Consider the following 6,694-nt stretch of genomic DNA (forward strand, 5'->3'; position numbering starts at 1 on the left):
TAAAGTTATCTGATGCTTACCTAAGCACGATCTCATTATCCACCAATATAGGCACTACGCCGAACCGATCAGATTCCAGACAAAAACGAATATCTTCTTTAATGCCCAGTTTGACGAGTCGCCGATAGTGAGAGGAACGGCTGATGTGTGCGTGTAAATCCATCTGCATATTGGCATACAACTCGCTTGCGGCAAGGACAGCATCGTCTTCCCAACGGAAAAAGCCTTCTAACTGACGCGCCAGCGCACCGGCAAAAAGCGTATCTTCCAGATTAACCTTGCCTTTCCAGCCTGCACAAACAACGACTACATCGCGGTTTTGATCTTTCAGGTAAGCAGCTACAGCGGAAATATTCAGGAAAGCCCCAATGACAATCTGCGCTGCCTCTCGCGACTTTTGAATTGCCTGTGTGCCATTGGTGGTTGTAGTTACTACTTTTTTGCCTTGCAAGTGCGGCTCCATGTAGCTAAACGGCGAATTGCCCATGTGAAAACCTTCCACCTGCTTGCCCTCGCGCTCGCCTGCACCAATGTAGCCCTGTGCCATCAAGGCTCTGCCCTCTTCCAACGAGGCTACGGGCGTAATGCTTGCAATTCCTGTGGCCAACCCGGCTACTATGCAAGACGTTGCCCGCAGAATGTCTGTCACAACTACAATTTTACCGGCAAGTGCATACAAGTGCAACAGTTCAGGCGAAAGGCAGATTTCGATAGTAGGTTTATTCATTATCTTTCATCAGTTGTTCTAATTGCACTTCGGTAGCCCGAAGGCGCTCTTTACAAAAGCGGAGCAACTCATAGGCGCGTTCTACTTTTGCAGAGAGGCTGTCAATGCTTACTTCGTCGTTTTCTAAGGCATTGTAAATCGTCTCTAATTCTTCCAGCGCTTTTTCGTAGGTCAGTTCTTCAACTTTTGCCATTTACCTGAAAATAAATTTTCATTTGGTTGCCGATAATCTTTGTAAATCCTTTTACGTCATCACCTGTCCAAGCGTTGTTCATTTCGCCATATTGACCGAATTTAGATGCCATCAGGTCGTGTGGCGAGCTGATCCCTTGTACTTCGAAGCGATAAGGCATCAGCCTGAGATATACTTCGCCGCTGACGTTGTGCTGCGTGTCTTGCAGGAAGGTTTCAATGTTGCGCATAAGTGGCTCTAAATATTGCCCTTCGTGTAGCATCATACCATACCAGTTGCTTAGTTGCTCTTTCCAGTAGGCTTGCCACTTGGTAAGCGTGTGTTTTTCTAAGGCGTGATGCGCTTTAATAATCATCAGCGCGGCAGGCGCTTCAAAGCCTACGCGTCCTTTGATACCGATGATCGTATCGCCGATGTGGATGTCCCGACCGATGGCATAGCGGCTGCCCAGTTGGTTGAGCGCCTGAATTACGCCTACGCTGTCGCCGTATGCCTCGCCGTCGAGCGCTACGGGTTCGCCTTTTTCAAATTTGAGCGTAATCTTCTGAGGTTCAGTTTCTTGTAGCTGGCTTGGATAGGCTGCTTCGGGCAGCGCAAGATGCGATGTCAGAGTTTCTTTACCGCCTACGCTTGTTCCCCAAATACCCTGATTGATGGAGTATTGTGCTTTTTCCCAGTTGCCTTCTACGCCGTGTTTTTTGAGGTATTCAATTTCTTCTTCGCGGGAAAGACGCAGGTCGCGGATAGGCGTAATAATACCGATTTGGGGTGCGGCGATCTGAAATACCAGATCGAAGCGCACCTGATCGTTGCCCGCACCGGTACTGCCATGTGCAACATATTTTGCGCCAATTTTTTTGGCATAATTTACGATAGACAAGGCCTGAAATACGCGCTCTGCACTTACAGAAAGTGGGTAGGTATTGTTGCGCAGCACGTTGCCGTAAATCATGTAGCGGATGCAGTTTTGGTAAAAGTTTTTTACCTCATTGAGGCATACAAAACTTGCTACGCCAAGTTCGTGTGCGCGGGCTTCGATGCGCTGCATATCATCAGGGCTGAAGCCACCCGTATCTACAATGGCTGCATGAACCTCCAGCCCTTTTTCATTGCTCAGATATTTGGCACAAAAGGAGGTGTCCAAACCTCCGCTGAATGCTAAAACTACTTTTTCTTTCATCGTAAGTCAGGCGTTGACAGGTTGGGTCTCTGATGATTTTTTCGCTTCGCTGTCGCTATTGTTTTTCTTGTTCTTTTCTTTGTCTTTAAGTAGAATAAAAGCCTTGAATCTGAGCCAGCGCTCATAGATTTTCTCTTTGAGCTTGAAAGATTTTTTAACTTCAGGTGTGTCAATTTTCTTCTTATCCTGATCCCATTTAGGGTCGTACAGCATCCCCGTACAGAGACAGTGTTTGCGATTGGTACGCGTCAGGATGTCGTAATTGACACAACTCTGGCAGCCCTTCCAAAACGACTCGTCTGTTGTCAACTCGGAAAAAGTAACCGGCTTATAGCCCAATTCAGAGTTGATTTTCATGACAGGCAAGCTGGTTGTTAAGCCAAATATTTTGGCATCGGGATATTTCTCGCGCGACAGGTTAAATGCATGCTCTTTGATTTTCTTGGCAAGCCCGTGCTGGCGAAATTGAGGACTAACGATCAAACCCGAGTTAGCGACATAGTTGCCGTGACTCCATGTTTCGATGTAGCAAAATCCTGCAAATAAGCCTGTGTCCGTAAGCGCGATGATGGCTTTCCCTTCGCGTATTTTTTGTTTGATGTACTCAGGGTCGCGTTTGGCGATACCCGTGCCGCGGGCTTTGGCAGACTCTTCAATCTGATGGCAGATTTCCTGTGCATATTCCAAGTGCTGTTCTCCGGCAACTTGAACGACGATTTCCATTTTTGTTTGAAATGTTGAAAGAAGATAAGAAAATCAGGTAAAATAATTGATGCGTTTAACTTTATTCCGAAGCTATTTACTACGGACACATTTTACACAAACACACTAAAAACTTGGAGAAATGCCGCAACGGATGCAGCAAAAATACACGCGCCCCTTTCAGGGCCTACGGATAGGAAGAATTCGCAAATGAGTAGCATCTACTGCTACGAGCATGAAATGAGAAAGGGTAATATGTGGCGTATTTATTTGCATGTACACGGCAAAGTAAATGTATTATTATGATAATTACAATTGCCTGACTTTTTATGTGCTTTCCTCGTGTTGTTGAGGCGGTTGTCCTGCTTTTTGACTACGCAAAGCATCCAGCGCGAAGTCTATCAGTTCGTGCATTTTGTCTTTGGCGAGGCTGACCAGAAAAAACGCCAACTGCTCCTTTAAAAAATTAATGACCGAAAAGCCGCTTTCCTGTGCGGGCGGTTGCGGCTGATAAACAGGCGGTTGATAATCCGCAGAGGGCGGTGCTACGGGCGCTGTTTTTTTATCTGTCAGTTCATCTATTACCTTCACAACCAGAAAGCCCAGCAAAATCGCACCTGCTGCAAAGGCTGCTGTTTGAAGTGTATTGCTGACTTCTGCTTGCGCCTCCTCCTTCCGACGCATCAGTAATTCGCGCTGCTCATCAATATTCAGCTTTTTCATGCTCGTTTAATTCGTTGATAAGTTTTTGATTATCAGGTATATATTTTGCCACTGCCTTTTCAAACAGCAGGCGGAGTTTTTTGCGGACAGCTACAAAAATAATAGCCGCCAAAACATATAGGCTGCCGACAATAGCTGTACCTGTAATGCTACTGCCTGTCAATTCGCCCAGCCAAAGCCCCAGAGCAATGCTGAGAAATACTAAGCCCATGCTCAGTAGAAAACCCACGACAGCTAACTTGATGATATCTACGATCAGCTTGGCTATGATCTCCTTGATGTCCAGCTTGACAAGTTCTATATTGATTTCCAGATATTTGACAATGCTATCAAACATGATTTGCGGTTTCTGTGTACAAATATAGCAGGGAAGCAGGACTTTCCGGCGGCAATCGTCAATAGAGTATTGGTGAAAAAAACACACCACACAATTTGGAAATAAAAAAGTCGAAAGATACTTTTGCTCACTATTTAAAATCAGTCTAAATAAAATCAAGTTGTATGCGCTTATTTACAAACTTCCTGTGCCTATCGCTTTTGATGTGCGCATCTGTTCTTTTTGCATTGCCTTCTGACAACGATTCGCCGGATAAGGGCATTATCAGAGGCGTTATTACTGATGCCAGCGGCAAACCGGCAGGCGGAGTAAGCATCTTGCTCAAAGGCACGCTTCGCGGAACGGTAACCGCCGAGGATGGCAGCTTTGAAATTACAGGTGTGCCTGCAGGCGATTATACACTCTCGGCAAGCGCCGTTCACCTGAAAATTGCCGAGCAGCGCATCAGCGTGAAACCAAAAGAAATAACAGATATCAAGTTAGTTGCTGAAGAACTGATTATCCAATTAGGTGAAATTGTCATTGCCGGAGCGCGTGGCGTGCGCCCTGCTGAAAAACTACCTGATGTGGAAGGAACTTCCATCTTTGCAGGCAAAAAAACCGAAGTTGTGCGCATGGACAGGCTGGATGCCAACCTGATCACCAACAACACCCGTCAGGTTTTTGCCAAAGTGCCAGGCATCAGCATCTGGGAAAATGACGGCTCAGGTGTGCAGGTGGGTGTAGCTTCGCGCGGTCTCAGCCCGAACCGCTCATGGGAATTTAACGTGCGCCAAAACGGCTACGACATCAGTTCTGATATTTTTGGCTATCCTGAGGCTTACTACAACCCGCCGATGGAGGCTGTGGAACGCATTCAGATTGTGCGCGGCGCATCTTCGCTCCAATACGGCCCGCAGTTTGGCGGCTTGCTCAATTATGTACTGAAACGCGGCGATGCCAACCGCAAAATTTCTGTGGAAACACAACAAAGCATAGGTAGTTTTGGCATGTTCAGCACCTTCAATGCCGTTGGCGGAACAGTTGGGAAACTGAATTACTACGGCTACGTACACCACCGTCAGGCAGACGGTTGGCGCGAAAACAGCGCCTATAGTATCACGAATCTGCACCTGAATCTGAATTATGCCGTTACCGAAAAACTTAACATAGGTTTTGAAATTTCGCGCTTGTTCTACAAAAACCAACAGCCGGGCGGTTTGACCGACACGCAGTTTGCACAAGATGCCCGCCAAAGCAGCCGCGCCCGCAACTGGTTCAGCACACCTTGGACAGTACCTACGCTGACCGTTGACTTTAAAGCTACCGAGAAGTGGACATCCAGCCTGAAAGTATTCGGACTGGTGGGCGAGCGCAACAGCATCGGCTATGTACGCGCCATCAACATCCGCGATACGCTGAACACGCAGTTGGGCGCTTTCAACCCGCGCCAAATAGACCGCGACCAATACCGCAACTTCGGCGCAGAATGGCGCAACCTTATCAGCTATCAGTTCCTCAATCAGGAAAGCACGATTGCCGCAGGTGTGCGCTACTACACAGGCTTCACGCGCCGCAAACAGAACGGCAGAGGCGACACAGGCAGCGATTTTAACCTGAACTTACATGAAGCTAACTTCCCGCGCAATCTGGAGTTTTTGACTAATAATGCTTCGTTTTATGTGGAAAATATGTTCCGTCTGACCAAAAGCTGGACAGTTACGCCGGGTATTCGCTACGAAATGGTGCAAAACACAGGCGAAGGTCAGTTCTCACGCGCCGCCAATGGTTCAGCCATTATGATGCCGCGTCAGGAAACACAGCGCAACTTTGTGCTGGCTGGTATCGGAACGGAATACAGCCTCTCAACAGCAGCAAACATTTATGCCAATATCTCACAGGCATATCGTCCGGTGTTGTTCTCCGACATTACGCCGCCAGCCACTACAGATGTAATTGATGAAAATTTGCGCGACGCTTCAGGTTTCAATGCCGATTTGGGTATTCGCGGCAGCTATAAAAATATTCTGACTTACGATGTAAGCGCGTTTTATTTGCAATACGATAATCGCATTGGCACATTGAATCAAGTTCGCCCCGATGGCAGCCGTTTCCAACTGCGCACCAACGTAGGTGGCAGCCGCTCAACAGGCATAGAAAGCTACATAGAGTTTGCCCCGATTGCCGCCATTACCGACCGCTCTAAACTCGGCTACATCAATTTCTTTGCTTCGCTTTCATGGATTAACGCCGAATATACCGACCTGCGCGTGGTGAGCATTGTTAATGATGCGCCTGTAGAAACCAACTTGAAGGGTAATAAAGTTGAAAATGCACCGTCGTACATCCACCGCCTTGGCGCAACTTATACTAACAAGGGCTTTTCTGCCACTTGGCAAGTAAGCGCTGTTGGCGAGGCTTTCTCTGATGCAAACAATACGCGCATCGCTCCCGCCACTGCCGTAACAGGTATCATTCCTGCTTATCGCGTGATGGACTTGTCGGCTACTTGGCGCTTTTTACAGCGCTACAACGTACGCGCAGGCGTAAATAACCTGACCGACGAGCGCTACTTTACCCGCCGCGCGGGCGGCTATCCGGGCCCAGGCATTATGCCGGGCGAAGGTCGCAACTGGTATTTCTCGGTTGGCGCAAGATTCTAATACTATCCGCTTCACTAGAAGCTATCTCAAAACTCAATTTTGCGTATTGATGTTATAGAAGTGAGCTTTATTTGATTATCTATGGATTTAACAGATATGCAGTGGGAGCGCGTATCGGTTGTCTTTGAGCAACCTTATGCAGGAACTGGTCGTCCACGCAGAGATGCCAGAGAAGTACTCTGGCGGGATT

Annotated in this window: 7 protein-coding genes; 1 reads left to right on the forward strand and 6 read right to left on the reverse strand. The window is 47.6% G+C overall.

Going from position 1 to position 6,694, the window contains the following annotated elements; all coding sequences use genetic code 11:
* Positions 1–16 precede the first annotated feature (16 nt).
* The 6 genes from ACWIP2_RS01175 to ACWIP2_RS01200 form a co-directional block, all read right to left on the reverse strand.
* Entirely contained in the window at positions 17–727 is a 711-nt protein-coding gene (locus ACWIP2_RS01175; protein WP_448518057.1) for a 2-phosphosulfolactate phosphatase, read from the reverse strand.
* Positions 720–920 carry an exodeoxyribonuclease VII small subunit gene (xseB, locus tag ACWIP2_RS01180; protein ID WP_448518058.1) on the reverse strand — a complete coding sequence of 67 codons (201 nt, stop codon included), beginning with the start codon at positions 918–920 and terminating at the stop codon, positions 720–722. Before xseB ends, ACWIP2_RS01175 begins: the two co-directional genes overlap by 8 nt.
* On the reverse strand, positions 907–2,100 hold the full coding sequence (gene argG, locus ACWIP2_RS01185; protein ID WP_448518059.1) for an argininosuccinate synthase: 1,194 nt from the start codon (positions 2,098–2,100) through the stop codon (positions 907–909). Before argG ends, xseB begins: the two co-directional genes overlap by 14 nt.
* A gap of 6 nt (positions 2,101–2,106) precedes the next feature.
* Complete coding sequence (locus ACWIP2_RS01190; RefSeq protein ID WP_448518060.1) at positions 2,107–2,823, reverse strand: GNAT family N-acetyltransferase; 717 nt, start codon at positions 2,821–2,823, stop codon at positions 2,107–2,109.
* A gap of 306 nt (positions 2,824–3,129) precedes the next feature.
* Positions 3,130–3,525 (reverse strand): hypothetical protein, encoded by a 396-nt coding sequence (locus ACWIP2_RS01195; RefSeq protein WP_448518061.1) that lies wholly within the window; start codon positions 3,523–3,525, stop codon positions 3,130–3,132.
* Complete coding sequence (locus tag ACWIP2_RS01200; protein ID WP_448518062.1) at positions 3,506–3,862, reverse strand: phage holin family protein; 357 nt, start codon at positions 3,860–3,862, stop codon at positions 3,506–3,508. Before ACWIP2_RS01200 ends, ACWIP2_RS01195 begins: the two co-directional genes overlap by 20 nt.
* A gap of 164 nt (positions 3,863–4,026) precedes the next feature.
* Here ACWIP2_RS01200 and ACWIP2_RS01205 point away from each other — a divergent pair, with 164 nt between their 5' ends.
* Entirely contained in the window at positions 4,027–6,504 is a 2,478-nt protein-coding gene (locus ACWIP2_RS01205; protein ID WP_448518063.1) for a TonB-dependent receptor domain-containing protein, read from the forward strand.
* The last annotated feature ends 190 nt before the right edge of the window (positions 6,505–6,694 follow it).

It is taken from the genome of Rhodoflexus sp., assembly GCF_053489755.1.